Origin of the sequence: Chitinivorax tropicus (assembly GCF_014202905.1) — a bacterium.
Lineage (GTDB): Bacteria > Pseudomonadota > Gammaproteobacteria > Burkholderiales > SCOH01 > Chitinivorax > Chitinivorax tropicus.
Window position 1 is genome coordinate 130,900 of record NZ_JACHHY010000008.1, and the last position, 21,453, is coordinate 152,352.

Genomic DNA, 21,453 nt, shown 5'->3' on the forward strand with positions numbered 1-21,453 from the left:
TGCAGATATGTTGCTGGACAGACTTTCCCAGTCCTCGATGGCGACGGTTTCCACCTCGAATGCTTCGCCCAAAACAGGTAGATCCAGATCAAATTCGGGAGCGGATGTCTCAGTCAGCAAGGGTGTGTCAGACGGTGGCTCGTCAATGAAGATTTCCACCTCGTCCCTGGCTGGTTGCGCCAACAAGACCTCTGGCTCGCGGAGGGGGGTGGGGGGAACGTCGATTCGAATCACGGGAATAGATGCAGGTTGTGGCCGAAATGCAGCTACATTCATCATTACGTCAGGCAAGGCCTCATCCAAGGTAGGGATGTCAAGCAGCGAAGTATCATCTGCTGGGCTGGGTGGCACGACATCCAAAGCCAGCTCTTCCAAGACGGGGATATCATCGAGATGTGCCTGTCCGGGCACCACCTCGGTCAACATTGGGATGTCGGCTGCCGCATCTTTGGCATCAGGGTGGTGCATATGTTTGCTCAATAATGCATCCACACGATCAAGAACGCTCGGTGGGGCCGGCTTGGCAGATTGTTCGTCCATTAATTTCCGAGATGGCTCAAGTTGTGAGATTGGATATCGTAACCGCAGTCCCGGTAATAGCGAAAGCGCTGCCGAGCAGCGGTAGCTATTTCATGTTCCTGGCTGACGATTTCCATCAAGCGCTCAAAGCGGCTGAAAAAGCGCGGCCAGTCAGCATGAAGGTTGATCAGAATTTCATGATGCGGAATATTATCCGACAAATGGTCGATGATGACGGGGGTTTCATTGGCCAGCGCATGGTTGGCACGGCAATGGGGGATGAAGCTCAGCTGATTGAAAGTCCATAATCGCTGATCGATGGCATCGGTTTCAGCAGGGCTGCTGGTGAAGATCATCACCCGCTTGCCCTGCGCCACCGCTTTGGCGGTGAGCTGGCAGACCACGCCAGCCCGATCCGTCACGTGAGTGTAAAAATCAATTCTCGTCATGTTGGGCGTCGCTCTCGCCCTCATCCATCTCGATTTCGTGAACGCGCTTTGGACGCCCGCGCATTGGAACGCGCCCTTCCAGTTGATCCGCACGACCAATCAGGAAGCGGCTGAGCAGGGGGACGGGGCGACCAGTGGAGCCCTTGTCCTTACCCGACTTCCAAGCGGTGCCGGCGATATCCAGATGCGCCCAGTCATAGTTCTTGGTGAATCGGGACAGGAAGCAGGCTGCGGTGATCGAGCCACCGGGGCGGCCACCGATGTTGGCCATGTCGGCAAAGTTGCTCTTCAGCTGGTCTTGGTATTCTTCCCATAGTGGCATGTGCCAAGCACGGTCTGCGGCGTCTTCCCCTGCGGTGGCCAATTCACGGGCCAGGCTGTCTTGATTGGAGAACAGGCCCGTCGCCACATGGCCCAGCGCAATCACGCATGCCCCGGTCAGGGTGGCTACGTCGATGACGGTGTCCGGTTCGTAGCGTTCGGCATAGGTCAGCGCATCGCACAGGATCAGGCGGCCTTCGGCATCGGTGTTCAAAATCTCGATGGTCTGGCCAGACATCGTGGTCACGATGTCGCCTGGTTTGCTGGCGTTGCCTGCCGGCATGTTCTCGCAGGTAGGGATCAGTGCGTAGATATTCAGTGGTAGCTTCATCTGCGCGGCAGACTGCATGGTGCCCAGTACGGTGGCTGCACCGCACATGTCATATTTCATTTCATCCATGCCCTCGCCAGGCTTGAGCGAAATGCCACCCGAGTCAAATGTGATGCCCTTACCGACCAGTACGATGGGCTTCACATCCTTCTTCGCGCCATGGTATTGCAGCTCGATCAACTTGATCGGCTCAGAGCTGGCTTTGCCAACAGACAGGAAGGAGCCCATGCCCAGCTTCTCGATGTCTTCACGCTCCATGATCTTGCACTGCAAGCCAAACTTCCCGGCCAGCTCTTTGGCTGTCTCGGCCAGATAGGTGGGGGTGCAGACATTGCTTGGCAGATTGCCCAGATCTTTCGCGAGGTTCATCCCATCGGCAATTGCCTGGCCCTTCTGTAGTGCTTCTTCACCGAGCGACAGCTCGCTGCGGCGGGAGACTGACAGGGTCAGCTTGCGCAAACGGCGTGGCTCCTCCTGTTTGCTCTTCAAGCGATCAAACCGGTACAGCGTATCAAACACCACCTGCACTGCATGCTCGATCCGCCAGGCAATCTCACGCTTGCGCACGGGCACTTCTGTCAGATACAGCACAGCTTCCGGCGAGCCGGTTTCCACCAGGGTCTTCAATGCGGAGCGGACAGCAATGTGGTATTCGTTGTCACGGAATTCACGCTCCTTGCCCAGCCCGACCAGCAAGACACGGTCGCACAGGGTATGTGGAACATTGTGCAGTAACAATGTCGCGCCCAGTTTGCCATCCATGTCACCTCGGCGCAGGATGTCACTGATATACCCATCCGAGATCCGATCCAATAGATCGGCGGCTAGCGTCAATTTCCGTGAGTCAAAAACCCCGACGACCACACAAGCGGAGCGCTGCTTCTCCGGGCTACCGCTTTTTATGCTAAATTCCACTGTCTGCTCCTTCGATCGATATGGGCGAGATTTCCTAATCCCGCCGCTGTATATCTGAAAACGAATGCCATCGGGATTATGGATGGGCATCACGTGTCGATATTTTAGAATTAGTGATAAACCAAACGAAAATCAAATTATCCAGACTTTTTACTGGAAATGTCAAAGATAGTTCCCAAACATGATATTCGCCCGTACCTATAAGCGAGAGCTGACGGTGCTTACCTTGGCAGTCTTCCTGGTACTGCTGGCCATTATCTGCACGACCTTGATCGTGCGATTCCTGGGTATGGCAGCAAGTGGAAGACTGGCGACCGAGGCAGTGCTGATCACTTTAGGCTTTGCAACACTACGCTATCTGCCGATTTTATTGTCGCTATCCATGTTCATTGCGATTCTGGTGGCCTTGACCCGCGCCCATCGGGATCATGAGGTGGAGGTCTGGCAAAGCTCGGGCATCAGTGTCTCGGACTGGATCAGGCCGACATTGGGTTTCGCCTCACCTATTTTGTTGCTGATTGCGATCTTGAGCTTCAGCTTGTCGCCCTGGGCGGTGAGAAAGAGCGATGCATATCGCCAGAAACTCATGTCTCAAGAAGAGACTGCAGCAATCGCGCCAGGGGTTTTCAAGGAATCCAAGCAAGCAGACCGCGTCTTTTTCATTGAGAATTTCAGTGGTGATAACGGTTCTGCAACGAATATTTTCGTGCAGAGCGAGAAAAACGGCAAAATTCGTTTGGTCAGCTCCAATCAGGGCTATCTGAGCAAAGATGAGTTGGGCAATCGTATTCTGGTGCTGACCAATGGCCGCCAGTACGAGGGGCTGCCCGGTTCGAACGTATACCGGATCGTTGAATTCGAGCGCTACTCTGTACTCGTGCCGCCCAAGGACGAGTCGTTGTCAGCCTCACCGATACAGGGGATGCGAACACAGGAGCTGATCCGTGACATGAATAACGACAAACATGCCGAGCTGGCCTGGCGGCTGGGCTCGCCAGTCGGCGCCTTGTTGCTGGTGATGCTGGCCGTGCCATTGTCGTTTGTAAAACCGCGCGCGGGACGATCGCTGAACCTGGTGCTCGCCATTCTGATCTATATGGTCTACAGCAATATGCTGTCGGTGGTGCAAGCCTGGATTGCCCAGGGCAAGGTGCACCCGTTGATCGGGTTGTGGCCGGTCCATCTGGTGCTTGGGTTGTTGATCTTCATCTTGCTCGCTGCGCGTTCTGGTCGCCTGCACCAGTGGAGGATGGGTGCATGAACACATTGTCACGCTACCTCTCATCTGAAATCCTGAAAGGCACTTTGCTCATCTTTGCGGTGCTGCTGGGGCTGTTCGCCTTTTTTGACGTCATCAATCAATTGGATGACATGGGCAAAGGAAATTACAAGCTCCATTATGTGTTCCTGTTCGTAGGCTTGAGCCTGCCCGCGCATGTCTATGAGCTGTTTCCGGTGGCGGTGTTGATCGGCTCACTGTTCACGTTGTCCACGCTGTCATCCAATTCTGAATACACCATCATCCGGGCATCTGGTGTATCGACTTTTGGGGTCGTCCGCTATTTGTTGCCTGCCGGGCTTTTGATGGCTTTGCTGACTTTCGCATTCGGTGAGTACATTGCACCGCCGGCAGAGCGTGCTGCCAACCAGTTGCGGCTGCAGGCGACCAACTCGGTGGTCGCGCAGGAGTTCCGTTCCGGATTGTGGGTGAAGGATGATCGCCATTTCATCAATGTACGGCAGGTGTTGCCTGACAATACTCTGCGTGATTTGCGAGTCTATACCTTTGATGATCGATACAACCTGAAATCGATTCTGAATGCCGGAGAGGGGAAGCATCAGAGTGACGGCAGGTGGCGATTGACAGGCATCACTGAAACGCAATTCTTCGGTAGCCAGCAGGTCAGTGTGGTGAAACGCAGTGAACGCGCTTGGGAATCGGTGCTGACCCCGAGCGTGCTATCCATTCTGCTGGTTGTGCCGGAGCACATGCCGGTTGAGGATCTGTGGAACTACATCCGCCATCTTGAGGAAAACAAGCAAAAATCCTCACGCTATGAAATCGCGCTGTGGAGTAAGCTGCTCTACCCACTGGTGTCTGTATGCATGATGTTGCTGGCGTTGCCTTTTTCACAGACCCAGCGGCGTAGCAGTAACGTTGGGCTGAAACTGTTCCTGGGGATTATGCTTGGGCTGGTATTCCACTTTATCAACAGTCTGTTCAAGCATCTAGGGTTGTTGTATGACTGGAACCCGCTGTTGTCTGCGGGTTTCCCATCCTTGATTGTCGTCCTGCTGGGTACGGGGATGCTCTGGTACCAGGAGCGGCGTTGACCGCTATCGATGAATAGGCGCGGAATGCGCCTATTTTTTCAGAGGAGGGGTGCGGACGATGCAGGTGCCGGCCAGTCGGTCGTGCAAAAACTGCCGGTCTTTGTCCAGCATAGCCCAGCCCAGCATGATTGCCAGAAAGGCTAAACTGCTCCACAGCAATGGCTTGCCTTCCGGGTGAGCATGGCTCCAGATGGCCATGACCAATGGTGTCACATAGCCCAGTGTGCCAAGCGCCAAACGAATGATAGCCTGCTTATGACCAACCGGTTGACCTGACAAAGTGACCAATCGCATCCGCCAGGCCCGCATGGCCAGGGTCTGACCGCCGCGTGTCCAGCTGCGAACCAGATACCAGGCATTGACGCCCAACAGCATCAGCCAGAGCAGTCGCCAAGCCCAATGTTGCTCCGCAGCAGCGTTCGCCTGCTGACCAAACAATGGCAGTATCGCCATTGGGATCAGCAACACGACGAACGACAAAGCAAAAAGGATTACGAACTCGTACACGAGGCAGAGTAACCGGCGTCCGGTGCCTGCCAGTGGCATGTCATCAGAAAGCATCATGATCAATTATGGTGATTGAGAAAGCAGGTCGAGCCCTTTCCGGGCCGACGGATCGCAACGGTATCACGGTTGGCGTGCTTTGGGTGGGCCTCTCGAACTGCTGCGTCGCATCATTTGGGGGTTGACCGCAATCTGGCGATCGGGTAAGTTTTAGTTTCCCTTACCGGGTTCCTCGCGTCGTTTGCACGATTGGCACACAAAGCTGGTTGCGAACGGCCAAAAGTCGGGACCGTGTTTCGACTCATGCGTGATGCTCTCTGAGATCCGCGTAACCACAGACAGCAAAGTTGACCACCAGTGACTGAGCCTGTTCCTGATCCCAAGGCAAGCACCCTTCGGGAACGAAAAATCCTTCAATTGAAAAAAGCTCCTTTATGTGAGCAAAGGACTGTTATGGAACTTTCAGGCGCAGAGATCGTTGTGCGCTGTCTGCAGGAAGAAGGCGTTGAATACGTTTTCGGTTACCCGGGCGGCGCAGTTCTCGAAATTTACGACGCAATCTTCAAGCAAGATGCATTCAAACATGTGCTGGTTCGGCATGAGCAGGCAGCGGTGCATGCTGCGGACGCCTATTCCCGATCCAGCAATAAAGTCGGGGTGGCGCTGGTCACCAGCGGCCCTGGCGCAACCAATGCTATCACCGGCATTGCCACTGCTTATATGGATTCGATCCCCTTGATCGTGATCTCTGGGCAGGTGCCTACGCCGGCAATCGGTCTGGATGCATTCCAGGAAGTCGATATGGTTGGGTGTACCCGACCGTGCGTGAAGCACAATATTCTGGTCAAGGACATCAACGACCTGGCGGCGGCGATCAAGAAGGCATTCTATATAGCCACCACAGGCCGGCCTGGTCCGGTGGTGATTGATATCCCAAAAGATGTCACCCTCAAAAAGGCTGAATTCAACTACCCAACCAGCGTGACCATGCGTTCCTATACGCCGATCACCAAGGGGCACCCAGGTCAGATCAAGAAAGCAGTCAATCTGCTGCTGGATGCCAAACGCCCATTGGTTTATATCGGTGGTGGCGCGGTGCTGTCGAATGCATCGACCCAGGTTACCGAGCTGGTGCGTGCCCTAGGGTTGCCATGCACCAATACGCTGATGGGATTGGGGGCATATCCGGGGTCTGATCGCCAAAACTTGGGCATGCTGGGTATGCACGGCAACTATGAAGCCAACCTGGCCATGCAGTATTGCGATGTGCTGATTGCGATTGGCGCACGTTTTGATGATCGCGTGGTGTCGGTGCCGAGCCATTTCCTGTCCAGCCCGAAAAAGATCATTCACATCGATATCGACCCTAGCTCGATTGCCAAGCGGGTCAAGGTGGACATCCCCATCGTCGGCAATGTGCGTGATGTATTGGATGAAATGCTCAATCTGCTCAAGCAGACTACCGAGCGTCCTGACCCGAAAGCACTGGATGCTTGGTGGCAGCAGATCAATGAGTGGCGTGCGCCCAACTCGCTGTTCTTCCAGAATTCAGACGAGGTGATTAAGCCGCAGTTCGTGGTGCAGACGTTGTATGAATTGACTGGTGGCAATGCCATCATCACATCCGATGTTGGGCAACACCAGATGTGGGCTGCCCAGTATTACAAATTTGATCGCCCTCGCCAGTGGATCAATTCCGGCGGCCTGGGCACCATGGGCGTTGGCTTGCCTTATGCAATGGGCGCCAAGCTGGCCAACCCGGATGCCGATGTCTGCTGCATCACCGGCGAGGCGTCGATCCAGATGAATATTCAAGAGCTCTCGACAGCCAAGCAATACCATACACCGGTCAAGATCATCAGCTTGAACAACCGTTATCTCGGCATGGTTCGCCAGTGGCAGGAATTCTTCTATGGCAATCGTTACTCCGAGTCATACATGGATGCCTTGCCCGATTTCGTTAAGCTGGCAGAGGCCTATGGACATGTCGGTATGCGGATCGAAAAGCCGGCAGACGTGGAGGGTGCGCTGAGAGAGGCGCTGGCTATGAAAGACCGCTTGGTGTTCATGGATTTCCTCACCGACCAGACCGAAAACGTGTTCCCAATGGTTCAGAATGGCAAAGGCCTGAACCAGATGGATCTGCCGCCGCATATGCGCAATCTGCAGCAGGTGGCAGCAACCAAAGAACGCGATTACGGCAATCTGAGCTGAGAGGGCGCGCCCATGCGACACATATTATCCATTTTGATCGAAAACGAAGCCGGTGCGCTCTCGCGCGTGGCCGGTTTGTTCTCGGCGCGCGCTTATAACATTGAGTCATTGAGCGTTGCGCCGACTGAAGACCCCACCCTGTCGCGCATGACCATTGTGACGACCGGCTCTGATGACGTGATCGAGCAGATCACCAAGCAGCTCAACAAGCTGATCGAAGTCGTCAAGGTGATCGACCTGAACGAGTCGGACCACATTGAGCGCGAGCTGATGCTGATCAAAGTACGCGCCACGGGTAAAGACCGCGAAGAAATGAAGCGGATGGCGGATATTTTCCGGGGACGCATCATCGATGTGACGGAAAAGACCTACACCATTGAGCTGACCGGCACCGGCGACAAGCTGAACGCCTTTATCGAAGCGCTGGATCGCACCGTGATACTCGAAACGGTGCGCACGGGTGCCTCTGGTATCGGTCGTGGCGAACGTATTCTGAAGATCTGAAACCACCAAACTGAATTTAACTGCTGCAAGCCAAATGGCTTGCTGACAAGAAAGGAATTGCAATGAAAGTGTTTTACGATAAAGACGCCGATCTCTCCCTCATCAAAGGCAAGAAAGTCACCATCGTGGGTTACGGCTCGCAAGGCCATGCTCACGCGCTGAACTTGACTGAGTCGGGTGTGGATGTGACAGTGGGTGTACGTAAGGGCGGCGCGTCCTGGAGCAAGGTTGAAGCAGCTGGCTTGAAGGTGGCAGAAGTGGCAGAAGCCGTCAAAGGCGCAGATGTCGTCATGATTCTGTTGCCTGACGAATCGCAGCCTGGTGTCTACAAAGACGATATCGAGCCGAATATCAAGCCGGGTGCGGCATTGGCGTTTGCACACGGGTTCAACATCCACTACAACCAGATCGTGCCGCGCGCTGACCTGGATGTCATCATGGTGGCCCCCAAGGGCCCAGGCCACACCGTGCGCTCTGAATACAAAAAAGGTGGTGGTGTACCCTCACTGATTGCCGTCTATCAAGACCGCTCCGGCAAGGCGCGTGACATTGCCCTGTCGTATGCAGCTGCAAACGGTGGTACCAAGGGTGGCGTGATCGAGACCAACTTCCGCGAAGAAACTGAAACTGACTTGTTCGGTGAGCAGGCAGTACTGTGTGGTGGTGCGGTCGAGCTGGTGAAAATGGGCTTTGAAACCCTGGTGGAAGCCGGTTACGCCCCAGAAATGGCCTACTTCGAGTGCCTGCACGAGCTGAAACTGATCGTTGACCTGATGTACGAAGGCGGGATCGCCAACATGAACTACTCCATCTCGAACAACGCCGAGTATGGAGAGTATGTGACCGGCACCGAGGTGATCAACGAGCAATCCCGTGCGGCGATGCGCAATGCCCTGAAGCGCATCCAGACTGGTGAGTACGCGAAGATGTTCATTCTGGAAGGTAAGACCAACTACCCAGCCATGACAGCGCGTCGTCGCCTGACAGCTGCTCACCCGATCGAGCAGGTTGGGGCACAGCTGCGTGACATGATGCCTTGGATCAAAGCCAATAAATTGGTCGATCAATCCAAGAACTGACCTCGCGGCATCGTGCATCAAAAAGCCCTGGCATTGCCGGGGCTTTTTGTTTTTTTCAGTTGGGTCAGGCTAAAGCAGCGCCTGGCCTAGGCCATGAGCCTCGGCCCATAAACAGCCCTGTCTTTCATAGTAAAATATACCTGCTCCGAGCATATTCAGGCTTGAGTGCGTGACCGTCTGATCACATACTTGAGCATGGCCAGATGACACGTATCATCAATAGATCAGCTTCCTAACCATCATTCAAAGTGGGTTTATGCATCCAACCAACCGTCGTCGCGATGTGCGCGACATGACTTTGCGCCAGCAAAGCATCTATCTACTTCCCAACCTGTTTACCACGGCTGCTTTGTTTGGTGGCTTCTATGCCATTGTGCAAGCGATGAGTGGCCGGTTCTTGCATGCCTCGGTGGCAATTTTCGTGGCCATGGTGCTGGATGGCCTCGATGGCCGGGTAGCTCGTCTGACACATACACAAAGTGCTTTTGGTGCGGAATATGACAGTCTGTCCGATATGGTCAGCTTTGGTATCGCACCTGCATTGGTGGTCTATGTCTGGGCGCTGAAGGATATGGGCAAGATGGGCTGGATCGTGGCCTTTATCTATGCGGTCGGTGCTGCCTTGCGCTTGGCACGGTTCAACACCATGCTGGCCGTGCAGGACAAGCGGTGGTTCCAGGGCTTGCCCAGCCCTGCCGCTGCCGCATTGGTGGCAGGGCTGGTATGGGTATGCACTGAGTACGGTGTACCAGGTGGCGAAGTGCGCTGGCTTGCGCTGGGCTTCACCTTGGCTGCCGGGCTGACCATGGTGAGTAACATCCCGTTCTACAGCTTCAAAGAGATCAATGCGCGCAAAGCGGTGCCCTTCGTTACTCTGCTGATGGTCGTGCTATTCATCGTTGCTGTCTCCAGTGGCCCTGCAGAAGTGCTATTCGGTCTGTTTGTCAGCTATACCCTGGCTGGATATGGCTTGGCTTTATGGCGCTTGTTGAAGCGGAAAAAGGGAGGGGATGTGGGCGATATTGACGGAATTGGACAATAAGTCTAATTCAATTGGATTGAATTCTTGCTTTTGTTATTTCGTGTTTGACACTTAGTCTACTCTTGGCTATCCTGTGAGGCATCGTACTCACAGGAAAGTGCCATGTCATTCGACATTGAACGTCTAATTGCTGATTTTGGCGGCCCATCCAAATTGGCCGAAGACTACAATCGGCGTTTTCCTGATGACCCGCTTTCACGCGCTGCCATCTACAAATGGCGTGAGCGGGGCAGCATTCCTTCTGCCCAGATCACCAAATTGGCTGCCTTTGCGCAGGCAATCGGGCAACCATTCAACATCCATGATTATTCTGTCCAATCTGGTGCGATTGCGCATCCTACCTACAGCTGGAGTACGCCAACCATGACTGATCGCTTGTTCATTTTCGACACCACCTTGCGCGACGGCGAGCAAAGCCCGGGCGCCTCGATGACCAAAGAAGAGAAGGTGCGCATTGCGCGTCAGCTGGAGCGGCTAGGCGTAGACGTCATCGAAGCCGGGTTTGCAGCGGCCAGCCCAGGCGATTTCGAGGCTGTGCGATCCATCGCAGAAATCGTCAAGGATTCGACCATCTGCTCTTTGGCCCGAGCCAATGAGAACGATGTCCGCCGGGCAGGCGAGGCGATTCGACCAGCCAAGCAAGGGCGAATCCATGTCTTCATTGCCACCAGCCCGATCCATATGAAGAACAAGCTGCGCATGACTGAGGATCAGGTTGTTGAAGCAGCGATCAAGGCTGTGAAGGTAGCGCTGGAATATACCGATGATGTCGAATTCTCCGCTGAGGATGCGGTGCGTTCGGATACCGACTTTTTGATTCGTATCTTTGACGAAGTCATCCGGGCAGGGGCGAAGACCATCAATGTGCCGGATACCGTGGGCTACAGCATTCCAGCGGTCTGGTATGAGCGCCTCAAGGACTTGATCGAACGTGTGCCCGGCACTGAAAAGGTCGTCTGGTCGACACACTGCCATAACGATCTGGGCATGGCGGTAGCGAATTCACTCGCTGGTGTGCAGGCTGGCTGTCGCCAAGTCGAGTGCACCATCAATGGCCTGGGCGAGCGGGCTGGGAATGCCAGCCTTGAGGAAATCGTGATGGCGATCAAGACCCGGCGCGATCTGTTCAATCTCGAAACACGTATCGATACCACCCAGATCGTCACCGCATCCAAATTGGTTTCGACCATCACCGGCTACCCGGTTCAGCCCAACAAAGCCATCGTGGGGGCCAATGCCTTTGCCCATGAATCAGGCATCCATCAGGATGGCGTGCTGAAGCACCGCGAAACCTATGAAATCATGCGTGCCGAAGATGTCGGCTGGCATACCAACAAATTGACATTGGGTAAGCTTTCGGGCCGCAATGCATTCCGCACCCGGCTGAAGGAGCTGGGTATCGAACTGGAAAGCGAAGAGGCACTGAATGCCGCCTTCGCACGCTTTAAGGAGCTCGCTGACAAAAAGAGCGAGATCTTTGATGAAGACTTGCACGCGCTGGTCAGCGAAGAGCTGATCACTCAAGAGCAAGAGGACTACAAGTTCGTCTCGCTTGCGACCCACACGGAGACAGGAGAACAGCCCGTCGCCGAGATCGTGTTCGTTGATCATGGACATGAGAAACGTAGCAAGGCCACAGGCTCTGGCCCCGTGGACGCCACATTCAAGGCAATCGAAGCGCTGGTGGAAAGTCGTGCCGAACTGCAGCTGTATTCGGTCAATGCCATCACCAGCGGCACAGATAGCCAAGGCGAAGTGACTGTGCGGCTGGCTCGAGACGGTCGCATCGTCAACGGGCAAGGCGCTGACACCGATATCATCGCCGCTTCAGCCAAGGCTTATCTGTCTGCGCTGAACAAATTGGTGAGTAAGGCCGAAAAGGTGCGCGCCCAGCCTTTGGTTTAAGGCTTCAACCAGGGGCGGACGTGTTCGCCCTACCACCGGTATTGCTGTGCCTGGGCTGGATTGCAGTTGATCCGGCCCGGTCAATCATGCTTCATCCCTTACCTATCCTGATCTCCCGAGGCGTTGCGCTGGCGCTCAAGCTTGGGGGTGTCCATCTGTTCTGCCGTTCAATGCTTTTTGCTGGCAATGTCCATTGCCGCCCCTCATCGCCCTGGCCTGGCCCGACACGTCCGATGATGTGATTGGAATGGTTGTGGAATACTTCACAGTATTGATGACCACCATAGTTTCATATTCGCGGATATTGCCATTGGCGTGCAGTACCCGTTGCGAGAAATCATGGAAGGCGGCCATATCCGGTACATTGACGATCAGAATGTAATCGGCGCTGCCGGTGACGTTGTAACACTCCATCACCTCCGGTGCATCACGCACTGTGCGGTGAAAATGCTGTTGTAGATGGATTTGCTCATGTGCCAGATTGATCCGAAGCACCATCCGCATCTTCTGGCCAACGTCTTCAGGGTTGACCAGAATGGCATCGCGCTGAATGACGCCAGCCTCCCGTAGCCGTTGCACTCGGCGGTAACAGGCAGATGGTGACAACGCCACTTGTTGCGCCAGATCGTACTGCGTCAGGCGGCTGTTTTCCTGCAGTAACGCCAAAAGCTGCAAGTCATAATTGTCGAGACTGATTTTGCTCATAAGTGGGCTGTATGACCAAGATTTCGCACGGTGCCATGATGGATCTGTGTAGATGCAGCTTGAGGCAGGCCAGCCAATAAACCGACAAGCGCTGGGTCAGCTGTGCGCGGCTCTGTGAATTCGTCCCATTTTCCATCTGGGCAAAACCCATTCTTCATCTTCATATATTTTTATAATTGGATATTCGGCTTTACGGATTAATAAGACTGCATGGGCGCTGATTGTAATCGTTTCACAGCGCCATCCACTATCCACCAAAGGTCGCAAAATCCTCCTGCGAACGTCTGAATCCGCCTCTTTCCAGACCCGACATTTGTCGGATGAAGGCGCTGACAGCGCTTCATGGCCCCTGCCGAAGTGCTACAACCATGCCGCTCAGGTGTCGATTCGATGGCTGCGCAATGCGGAGTAGCTGACAAGTACGCCCCTGATTGGGGTGAGTCGGTTATAATCTGTGCATGCCTAAGCCATTACATCCTGTTGGTATTTTCGGCGGCACCTTCAATCCCATCCATTTTGGACACCTGCGAATCGCTCAAGAGCTGATCGATATTTTGGGCTTGAAGCGCCTGCATTTGATTCCCACTGGTACCCCGCCGCATCGCGCCGAGCCGTCTGTGACGGCGCGGCAACGTGCCGAGATGGCCATGCTGGCGGTACAAGACCACCCGCATATCGTATTGGACGAACGCGAGGTGGTGAGAGAGGGTTTTTGTTATACCGTCGATACCTTGACTGCCTTGCGTGCTGACTATGGCCCGGATCAGCCGCTGGTGCTGCTGGTCGGGGCGGACGCATTTCTGGGGTTGATGGGGTGGCATCGCTGGTCGGCATTGTTCGAGCTGGCGCATATCGTGGTGGCACATCGCCCCGGCGTGCTGACCCATACTTGGCAAGACGCCATGCCGATCGAGCTGTTGCGGGAATATGAACACCGCCACTGTGATGATGCCGCCGCATTGGCCTTGGCACCAGCGGGCCGGGTGTTGCCATTGGCGGTGACGCAGCTGGATATTTCATCCACTGCGATCCGCCAGATGGTGGCGAAAACACGTAGCCCACGTTATCTGTTACCGGATGCCGTATTGCGCTACATTGAAGAACATTCCCTGTATGTTGAGTAATGCATGAACACTGAAGATTTGAAAAAAATTGCCATCGCGGCCCTGGAAGATGTCAAAGCAAAAGACATCGTTGTTTTGGATGTAAGCAAGCTGACATCCATGTTCGAATGGCTGGTGGTGGCCAGTGGCGATTCCAATCGCCAAGTGAAGGCCCTGGCCAACAATGTCCGTGAAGAGATCAAAGAAGCGGGCGGCGAAGTATTGAGCGTGGAAGGCGAGCAATCCGGCGAGTGGGTGCTGGTTGATCTGGGCAGTATCGTGGTACATGTCATGCAGCCCGCCGTGCGTGATTATTACAATCTCGAAGCGCTCTGGGGCGGCCAGAAGCCCGTCTACGTGCCCAAGACAGCTGTTTGGCAACATGCTGAATAAGCCCTGTCTGTAAAGGACTGCACGGTGAGATTGCATATTCTGGCGGTGGGGCACAAGCAACCGGACTGGATTGAAACGGCTTTCAACGAATACGCCAAGCGGATGCCGCGTGAATGCCAGATCGAGCTGAAGGAACTCAAGCCGGAAAAGCGCGTGGGCGGCAAAACCGCACAACAGGTGATGACTGCGGAAAAGGCCCGCATCGAAGCCGCCTTGCCAGCTGGCGCGCTGTTGGTGGCGCTGGATGAGCGTGGTGAGAATTGGACCACCGTCAAACTTGCCGATCACATGAAAAAGTGGCTGACCGAGGGACGGGATGTTGCCTTTGTGATCGGTGGCGCAGATGGGTTGGAGCCCTCCATCAAACAGCAGGCAGGCAAGCTGCTGCAACTGTCTGCGATGACCTTGCCCCATGGCATGGTTCGCGTCTTGCTGGCTGAGCAGCTGTATCGTGCCTGGTCGATTATCAACAACCACCCCTATCACCGAGAATGATCCAAGACCGACGTATCTACCTGGCCTCGGCCAGCCCGCGCCGTAAAGAGCTGTTGACTAACCTGGGCATCCCGCTGGAAGTGATCCGCGCCGACATCAATGAAGACCCGCTACCGGGCGAGGCACCTATTGCCTATACCGAACGGCTGGCGCGCGAAAAGGCCGAAAGCGGTTGGGCGCATGTGCTGCAGTTTGGCTTGCCGCTGCGCCCATTGCTGGCGGCGGATACAACGGTGGTTTTGGGTGACCGGATCATCGGCAAGCCAGTCGATGAAGCCGATGCGGCAGCCATTCTGCGCCAACTGTCAGGCACTGAGCATCAGGTGGTCACATCCGTGGCAATGCGTGATGCCGAGCGGCTCGAACTGAAAACCTCTGTCAGTCATGTCCGCTTTCGCAAGCTCAGCGAAGCGGAGATCAGCAATTATGTGCACAGCCGGGAACCGATGGATAAAGCTGGTGCCTATGGTATCCAAGGGCTCGCGGGTATTTTTGTCGAGGAAATCCGTGGCAGCTTCACCGGTATCGTCGGCTTGCCATTATGCGAGACAGCGGCATTACTAGCCGATTTCGGTCACCCCGTGCTATAACCGTCTGGACTGGTATCCACATCTGAACGGCGGGCCACACCCGCCGTTTTTTGCGACATGAAAGAACACATTCTAATCAACGTCACGCCGCAAGAGACGCGCGTGGCCACCATGTCCGAAGGCGTGGTGCAGGAAATCCACCTGGAGCGATCCGCCCAACGCGGGCTGGTCGGCAATATCTACCTTGGTCAGGTGCGGCGTGTCTTGCCGGGCATGCAATCCGCTTTCATCGAGATCGGCCTGGAACGAGCGGCATTTCTGCACATTGCCGACGTGATCGAACAACGCCAGGCACCGGGCGAGCCGCAGCGGATCGAGCACTTGATGCATGAAGGGCAGACAGTGCTGGTGCAGGTCATCAAAGACCCGATCGGCACCAAGGGCGCCCGCCTCTCCACACAGATCAGCATTGCAGGCCGGTTCCTGGTGCATTTGCCGCAGGAAAACCATATCGGCATCTCGCAACGTATCGTGGATGAGGAGGAGCGCGAGCATCTGCGCGAACGCCTGGAAGCGCTGCTGCCGCCGGCGTCCAGCCACGGCTATATCATCCGCACCAGCGCGGAGACAGCGAGTGATGTCGAGCTGAAGGCTGATATCGATTATCTATCCCGCATCTGGGAGGACATCCGGCAGAAATCGCGCAGCATGCCAGCGCAAACGCTGTTGTATCAGGACTTGGCCTTACCGATCCGCGTCTTGCGCGATTTCGTCGATCAGGAAACTGACCGCGTGATCGTGGACTCCCGCGAAACCTTTCAGAAGATGACCGAATTCGCCGCTGCATATGTGCAGAATGCGACTGAGCGGGTGCAGCATTACACCGGTGATCGCCCCTTGTTTGAGCTGCACGGGGTCGAGGCTGAAATCGAGCGCGCCTTGTCACGGCGGGTCAATTTGAAATTCGGTGGCTATTTGATCATTGATCAGACAGAAGCCTTGACCACCATCGATGTCAATACCGGCGGCTTTGTCGGAAACCGCAGTTTTGACGAAACCATCTTCAAGACCAATCTGGAAGCCACTCAGGTGATTGCACGGCAGCTCCGGCTACGCAATCTGGGCGGTATCATCATCATCGACTTCATCGACATGGAGTCAGACGAGCATCGTCAAGCAGTGCTGGCCGAGCTGGAGAAAGCCCTGGCCAAGGACCGTACCAAAGTGACCGTGAATGGTTTCACCAGCCTGGGCCTGGTCGAGATCACCCGCAAGCGAACCCGTGAAAGCCTGGCGCATCAATTGTGTCAGTCTTGCCCAACCTGCCAGGGCCGAGGTGAGATCAAGACGGCGCAAACCGTGTGCTACGAAATTCTACGTGAGATTCTACGCGAGGCTCGCCAATACAATGCCAAGGAGTACCGTATCCTGGCGGCGCAAAGCGTCATTGACATGTTCTTGGATGAAGAATCGCAAAGCTTGGCACAACTGGCGGATTTTATCGGCAAGCCAATCAGCCTGCAGGTCGAGACAGCTTACTTCCAAGAACAATTTGATGTGGTGCTGGTGTAACAAATCCTTGTTAGGCTCAGGCTGTGTAGGCTCAGGCAGGTTTGACGGATGAAAGGCATGACCAGTCCATTCAAAGGCAAGACAGGTATTCGACGCATCATCAACGCAGCTTCATATTCGCTGGATGGGCTGAAAGCCGCCTATGTGGGTGAGGCGGCTTTTCGACAGTTGACCTGGATGGCCATGGTGCTGGTGCCCCTGGCATTGTGGTTGGATGTCACCCGCTTTGAAAAAGCACTGCTGGTGGCTGTTGTGTTGTTCTCATTGGTGATTGAGCTGTTCAACTCTGCGGTGGAGGCGGCAATCGATCGGATCTCACTGGAGCGTCACGAGCTGTCCAAGCAAGCAAAAGACATGGGAAGTGCCGCACAGATGGTGGGTTTGGCCATCATTGCACTGACCTGGGGGTTGATCCTGATCCCCGCGATGTGATCCCCCAGACCGGCCTTCCTGGCCCGCTATGGCACCGGATATCCTCCGGATGGCCTGTTGATTCATGTCATTGAAAATCAATGGAATGTTTGTCCGGCGAGTTGGCCGTTGCGGGCAAATGACACCAGTTGAAACATTCAGTCAAGGTTCAGTGGTCACGGCGTAGCATGGCCTCCATCATAACGACAGGTTTCGTCGATCCGGAGAACCCACATGAACACGCTCAAGTTGACCGCATTGCTGATGGCTGGTTTGGTTGCTGCACCAAGCTTTGCCGAGCCCTTCACCGATTATGCCCGGGTCAGAAGCGCTGTGCCCGAATACGAGCGTGTCAACCGGCCCCGCCAGGATTGTTCAACCGAGTACCTCTATGACGGTGGTGGCCGTCGTGCCACCAGCGTCCGTGAGGATCGCAGCTATGGCGGCGCAGTGATCGGTGGCATCGCCGGGGGCGTGCTGGGTAACCAGGTTGGCAAGGGGCATGGCCGAGAGGCTGCCACCGCCGCCGGTGCGGTGATCGGCGCACTGATCGGTGACCGCATGGACAATAACGGTGATCGCATCGTCGAACAGAACTATCGTGACGAACCACGTGAAGTGCGCCGTTGCCGCACTATCGACAACTATGAGTCGCGGATCACTGGTTACCGTGTCACATACGAATATGCAGGCCAACGCTACACCACCATCATGCCGAATGATCCGGGCAACCGGATGCGTGTTCGGGTGTCGGTTGACCCGGCGGAGTAAGCCTGGGTTGTCGAAACCCGACTCGTAACATTTTCACCAGCCCTCGTGCGAGCTAGAATGCTGGGCAGTGAGGAACAATACAAGGAAAACCACCATGCGCCGTTCGCTGTATGTGTTTGCTGTATTGGCCATGTTGTCAGGGCCAACCACAGCTTGGTCCGCCAAGGTCAGCCGGGATGAGGCCGCAGCATCGGCGCAGCGCACGACGGGTGGCCGTGTCCTTTCGGTCGATAAGGCCGAGCAGGGCGGGCGCGAAGTCTATCGCGTGAAAATCCTGACCCCCAAAGGCGAGGTTCGTATTGTGTTGGTGGATGCCGATTCGGGAGCAGTACAGTAATGAAAGTGTTGATTGTTGAAGATGAGCCGCTATTGCGTGAATTCCTGACCAAGCAGCTCAGCCAGGAAGGTTTTGTTGTCGAATCGGCAGCTGATGGGGAAGACGGCCTGTATCTTGCCGGTGAGTTTCCGTTTGATGCGGCGATCATCGACCTGGGTCTACCCAAGCTCTCTGGCATCGAGCTGATCAAGCGGGTTCGCGCCGCAGGCAAAACCTTGCCGATTCTGGTGCTGACCGCACGTAATCGCTGGCAGGAGAAAGTCGAAGGATTGGACGCCGGGGCAGATGATTACCTGACCAAGCCATTCGACTTCCCCGAATTACTGGCGCGTGTGCGTGCACTGTTGCGGCGCTCTGCTGGTACCGTGCAGTCCTCCCGTATCGAATTCGGCCCCCTGGCGCTGGACTGGTCGGCACAAAAGGTGTGGCGGGATGGCGCAGAGCTTGAGCTGACGACCTTTGAATACCGCATGCTCGAATACCTGGTCAAACACCGCGACAAAGTGGTGGCCAAGGACGAGCTGGGCGACTATCTGTACCCGCATGACGAGGAGCGGGACAGCAATGTGATCGAAGTCATCATCGGTCGCCTGCGTAAGAAACTCGACCCCGAAGGCAAGTTGTTGCCGATCGAAACATTGCGAGGCCGTGGTTATCGCTTTGCATTGACATGACCCGCCGCACCCCCCTGATGCGCGTGCTGATGTCGATTCGCGCCCGCGTGGCGGTATCGGCTGCGCTGGTGCTGCTGGTGTTTGTCGCATTGACTGCCGCAGCATTGGATCGGGCGTTCAGAGAAAGCGCGCTGGAGGCGAGGCGGGAGCGATTGCTTGGGCAGCTGTATGTGTTGATGGCGGCGGCTGAGTTGAACCCCTCTGGGCAGGTGGTCATGCCTTCCGCCCTGAATGAACCCCGCTTTGGCCTGCCCGGCTCTGGGCTCTATGCCAATATCGCAGATCTGAATGCCCACTCGGAATGGCAGTCCAACTCGACCATCGGGCTGGATGTGCCGTTTGAGCGGGTGTTGACGCCGGGTGAACAGCGCTTCTCCGAAATGCGTGATCGCCTTGGTCGGCCTTATTTCGTGCTGGGTTTCGGTGTGAAATGGCAGGTTGGCCGCAAGCACATCGTGCTGACCTTCAGTGTCTCGGAAGATGAACAGGCATTCCTCAATCAGATTCAACAATATCGGCATGCACTGTGGGGCTGGCTGGGTGGCATGGCGCTGTTGTTGATCGTGACGCAGTTTTTTGTGCTGCGCTGGGGCCTGCAGCCTTTGCGTCGGGTGGTGCGTGAGCTGCGCGAAGTGGAAAGTGGCCAGCGCGACCATTTGGCAGAAGACTATCCCGATGAGTTGATCGGGTTGACACGTAATCTGAACGACATGTTGGGCCGTGAGCGTGCCCAACAGCAGCGTTACCGCGATGCTCTTGGGGACCTGGCGCATAGCCTGAAGACCCCATTGGCGGTGCTGCGCAATGCTGTGGCCGACAACGACCCCGCCATGGACAAGACTGTGACTGAACAGCTGGGCCGTATGGATCAGATCGTTCAATACCAGTTGCAGCGCGCCTCGACTGCGGGCTCCTCTACACTGCAGCCACCGATTGCATTGCGACCGGATGTTGACAAGATCGTGAGCTCACTGAACAAAGTCTATGCCGACAAAGGGGTGCAGATTCAGGTCGAAGTGGCGGCCAGCCTGCAGGCCCGTATCGATCAGGGTGATCTGTATGAGCTGGTGGGCAATCTATTGGACAATGCCTGCAAGTTCTCTCAGGGACGGGTCAGCCTGTCGATGAGTACCACTCCCAAGCGCCTGACCATTCAAATTGAAGACGATGGCCCGGGTGTCGCGGATGCCGATGCAATCTTCGCGCGTGGCGGGCGGGCAGACGAGCGTGCCCCTGGTCATGGTCTGGGGCTGGCGCTGGTCAAGGATATCGTCACTGCATATGGTGGCGCGCTTGATGTCAGCCGCAGCCAGTCTCTGGGCGGCGCATGCTTCACTGTCATATTGAATAGTGCCGCTGGCCACTGATTGATCCATCTTGGGCTTGCCCGCCTCAGCCGGGGCGGTTCCCGCCGCCTGATCGCCTTCAGACAGCGGTGCATTCAGCAATCCACCGTTACATTCCCTAAATAGGATGCAATTACTCGCCTACAATTCTTATTGGCACCTGGGTTTTGTCAGATGGTGACCAAGGAGGATGAGATGGTTGTCAGCCCTCGGATATGGATTGCAACGCTGTCGTTGGCCATGCCCCTGCAAGCCGAAGTGTTGAATTGTGTCGGTCAGAGCCTGCCGCCATTGGTTTACAAAGACGCCAATGGCGACGTCACTGGCTTTGCTGTGGATATGGTTCGCTTGGCATTGGGGGATCAAGGTGACAATCTGAAGATGGAGATCGTGTCCTGGAGCCGTGCATTGGAAATGATCAAGCGTGGCAGCCGCGACTGCATTTTCACGATCGGCCACACACCCGAGCGCGCCAATTGGATGGACTTCAGCAAAGAAATGATCGTGCCCAGTGTGGTCTATTTCTACGCCAGAAAGGGCTTGATCACCTCACCTGTCGCTGATTGGTCGATCATCGCTGGCAAGCGGGCTGCCATGGTCCGCAACTTCATGTTCGGTGAGCAATTCGAAGCGATACGTGACCAACTGGTGTTGTTCGAAGTCAGCACCATCGAGCAAGGCTGGGCCAACCTGCTGGCTGAGCGGGTCGATCTGCTGCCGATCCGACATTATTCAGCCGATTACAGTCTGCAACAACTGCCGCCAGACAAGGCAGCGCGGCTCGTGCGGCTGCAACCCGCGTTGGAAGTGGTCGCCAGCCGCATTGCCTATACACGGGTGCGTGATCTCTCTGCGTGGCGGGATCGCATCGACCGTGGGTTGCGGGCTTTGCGCCAGAGCAACAAATACCGCGAGCTGTTTGCCCTTTATCAGATGGAGATGACCCCCGAGGTGCAACAGGCGCTGACCAGCCCTTGATCAGGCCAGATAGGCGCGAGC

General features: G+C 55.6%; 22 protein-coding genes and 1 pseudogene. 18 read left to right on the forward strand and 5 right to left on the reverse strand.

Going from position 1 to position 21,453, the window contains the following annotated elements:
* The 3 genes and pseudogenes from HNQ59_RS08100 to HNQ59_RS08110 form a co-directional block, all read right to left on the reverse strand.
* Window positions 1–540, reverse strand: a pseudogene (locus tag HNQ59_RS08100) (hypothetical protein); the annotation flags it as partial.
* A complete protein-coding gene (locus HNQ59_RS08105; RefSeq protein WP_184037560.1) occupies window positions 540–968 on the reverse strand; it encodes a DNA polymerase III subunit chi in 429 nt (142 codons plus the stop codon). The gene HNQ59_RS08105 and the pseudogene HNQ59_RS08100, both read right to left, overlap by 1 nt.
* A complete protein-coding gene (locus HNQ59_RS08110) occupies window positions 955–2,535 on the reverse strand; it encodes a leucyl aminopeptidase (RefSeq protein WP_184037562.1) in 1,581 nt (526 codons plus the stop codon). Before HNQ59_RS08110 ends, HNQ59_RS08105 begins: the two co-directional genes overlap by 14 nt.
* A gap of 181 nt (window positions 2,536–2,716) precedes the next feature.
* Here HNQ59_RS08110 and lptF point away from each other — a divergent pair, with 181 nt between their 5' ends.
* Both lptF and lptG read left to right on the forward strand, forming a co-directional pair.
* The gene (gene lptF, locus HNQ59_RS08115) at window positions 2,717–3,796 is read left to right on the forward strand and encodes an LPS export ABC transporter permease LptF (protein ID WP_184037564.1); all 1,080 of its coding nucleotides are present in this window, start codon (window positions 2,717–2,719) and stop codon (window positions 3,794–3,796) included.
* Window positions 3,793–4,869, forward strand: a complete 1,077-nt coding sequence (gene lptG / locus HNQ59_RS08120; RefSeq protein ID WP_184037566.1) for an LPS export ABC transporter permease LptG — start codon at window positions 3,793–3,795, stop codon at window positions 4,867–4,869. The genes lptF and lptG overlap by 4 nt, the downstream gene beginning before the upstream one ends.
* Before the next feature lie 30 nt (window positions 4,870–4,899).
* On the opposite strand, the gene HNQ59_RS08125 is transcribed toward lptG, so the two are convergent.
* The gene (locus tag HNQ59_RS08125; protein ID WP_221320205.1) at window positions 4,900–5,433 is read right to left on the reverse strand and encodes an RDD family protein; all 534 of its coding nucleotides are present in this window, start codon (window positions 5,431–5,433) and stop codon (window positions 4,900–4,902) included.
* 393 nt (window positions 5,434–5,826) lie between these two features.
* On the opposite strand from HNQ59_RS08125, the gene ilvB reads away from it, so the two are divergent.
* The 5 genes from ilvB (at window position 5,827) to HNQ59_RS08150 (ending at window position 12,117) form a co-directional block, all read left to right on the forward strand.
* Window positions 5,827–7,587: a biosynthetic-type acetolactate synthase large subunit gene (gene ilvB / locus HNQ59_RS08130; RefSeq protein ID WP_184037571.1), complete on the forward strand. Its 1,761-nt coding sequence runs from the start codon at window positions 5,827–5,829 to the stop codon at window positions 7,585–7,587.
* A 12-nt stretch (window positions 7,588–7,599) separates the two neighbouring features.
* On the forward strand, window positions 7,600–8,091 hold the full coding sequence (gene ilvN / locus HNQ59_RS08135) for an acetolactate synthase small subunit (protein WP_184037573.1): 492 nt from the start codon (window positions 7,600–7,602) through the stop codon (window positions 8,089–8,091).
* A gap of 62 nt (window positions 8,092–8,153) precedes the next feature.
* The gene (gene ilvC / locus HNQ59_RS08140) at window positions 8,154–9,170 is read left to right on the forward strand and encodes a ketol-acid reductoisomerase (protein WP_184037575.1); all 1,017 of its coding nucleotides are present in this window, start codon (window positions 8,154–8,156) and stop codon (window positions 9,168–9,170) included.
* 256 nt (window positions 9,171–9,426) lie between these two features.
* Window positions 9,427–10,212 (forward strand): CDP-diacylglycerol--serine O-phosphatidyltransferase, encoded by a 786-nt coding sequence (gene pssA, locus HNQ59_RS08145; RefSeq protein ID WP_184037576.1) that lies wholly within the window; start codon window positions 9,427–9,429, stop codon window positions 10,210–10,212.
* A 102-nt stretch (window positions 10,213–10,314) separates the two neighbouring features.
* Window positions 10,315–12,117, forward strand: a complete 1,803-nt coding sequence (locus HNQ59_RS08150; protein WP_184037578.1) for a 2-isopropylmalate synthase — start codon at window positions 10,315–10,317, stop codon at window positions 12,115–12,117.
* 135 nt (window positions 12,118–12,252) lie between these two features.
* On the opposite strand, the gene HNQ59_RS08155 is transcribed toward HNQ59_RS08150, so the two are convergent.
* Complete coding sequence (locus HNQ59_RS08155; protein ID WP_184037580.1) at window positions 12,253–12,822, reverse strand: Lrp/AsnC family transcriptional regulator; 570 nt, start codon at window positions 12,820–12,822, stop codon at window positions 12,253–12,255.
* A gap of 458 nt (window positions 12,823–13,280) precedes the next feature.
* Here HNQ59_RS08155 and nadD point away from each other — a divergent pair, with 458 nt between their 5' ends.
* From nadD to HNQ59_RS08210, 11 genes are all read left to right on the forward strand, one after another.
* Window positions 13,281–13,946 carry a nicotinate-nucleotide adenylyltransferase gene (gene nadD / locus HNQ59_RS08160; protein ID WP_184037583.1) on the forward strand — a complete coding sequence of 222 codons (666 nt, stop codon included), beginning with the start codon at window positions 13,281–13,283 and terminating at the stop codon, window positions 13,944–13,946.
* 3 nt (window positions 13,947–13,949) lie between these two features.
* Window positions 13,950–14,318: a ribosome silencing factor gene (rsfS, locus tag HNQ59_RS08165; RefSeq protein ID WP_184037586.1), complete on the forward strand. Its 369-nt coding sequence runs from the start codon at window positions 13,950–13,952 to the stop codon at window positions 14,316–14,318.
* A gap of 24 nt (window positions 14,319–14,342) precedes the next feature.
* A complete protein-coding gene (gene rlmH / locus HNQ59_RS08170; protein WP_184037589.1) occupies window positions 14,343–14,813 on the forward strand; it encodes a 23S rRNA (pseudouridine(1915)-N(3))-methyltransferase RlmH in 471 nt (156 codons plus the stop codon).
* A complete protein-coding gene (locus HNQ59_RS08175; protein WP_184037592.1) occupies window positions 14,810–15,403 on the forward strand; it encodes a Maf family protein in 594 nt (197 codons plus the stop codon). Before rlmH ends, HNQ59_RS08175 begins: the two co-directional genes overlap by 4 nt.
* A 57-nt stretch (window positions 15,404–15,460) precedes the next feature.
* A complete protein-coding gene (gene rng, locus HNQ59_RS08180) occupies window positions 15,461–16,915 on the forward strand; it encodes a ribonuclease G (RefSeq protein ID WP_184037594.1) in 1,455 nt (484 codons plus the stop codon).
* 57 nt (window positions 16,916–16,972) lie between these two features.
* The gene (locus HNQ59_RS08185) at window positions 16,973–17,347 is read left to right on the forward strand and encodes a diacylglycerol kinase (RefSeq protein WP_184037596.1); all 375 of its coding nucleotides are present in this window, start codon (window positions 16,973–16,975) and stop codon (window positions 17,345–17,347) included.
* Between the two features lie 213 nt (window positions 17,348–17,560).
* Window positions 17,561–18,097, forward strand: a complete 537-nt coding sequence (locus tag HNQ59_RS08190; protein WP_184037599.1) for a glycine zipper 2TM domain-containing protein — start codon at window positions 17,561–17,563, stop codon at window positions 18,095–18,097.
* A gap of 94 nt (window positions 18,098–18,191) precedes the next feature.
* Window positions 18,192–18,434, forward strand: a complete 243-nt coding sequence (locus HNQ59_RS08195; protein WP_184037602.1) for a PepSY domain-containing protein — start codon at window positions 18,192–18,194, stop codon at window positions 18,432–18,434.
* A complete protein-coding gene (locus HNQ59_RS08200; RefSeq protein WP_184037604.1) occupies window positions 18,434–19,108 on the forward strand; it encodes a response regulator transcription factor in 675 nt (224 codons plus the stop codon). The genes HNQ59_RS08195 and HNQ59_RS08200 overlap by 1 nt, the downstream gene beginning before the upstream one ends.
* The gene (locus tag HNQ59_RS08205) at window positions 19,105–20,475 is read left to right on the forward strand and encodes an ATP-binding protein (RefSeq protein WP_184037607.1); all 1,371 of its coding nucleotides are present in this window, start codon (window positions 19,105–19,107) and stop codon (window positions 20,473–20,475) included. Before HNQ59_RS08200 ends, HNQ59_RS08205 begins: the two co-directional genes overlap by 4 nt.
* A 174-nt stretch (window positions 20,476–20,649) precedes the next feature.
* Entirely contained in the window at window positions 20,650–21,432 is a 783-nt protein-coding gene (locus HNQ59_RS08210) for a substrate-binding periplasmic protein (RefSeq protein ID WP_184037610.1), read from the forward strand.
* Window positions 21,433–21,453 lie beyond the last annotated feature (21 nt).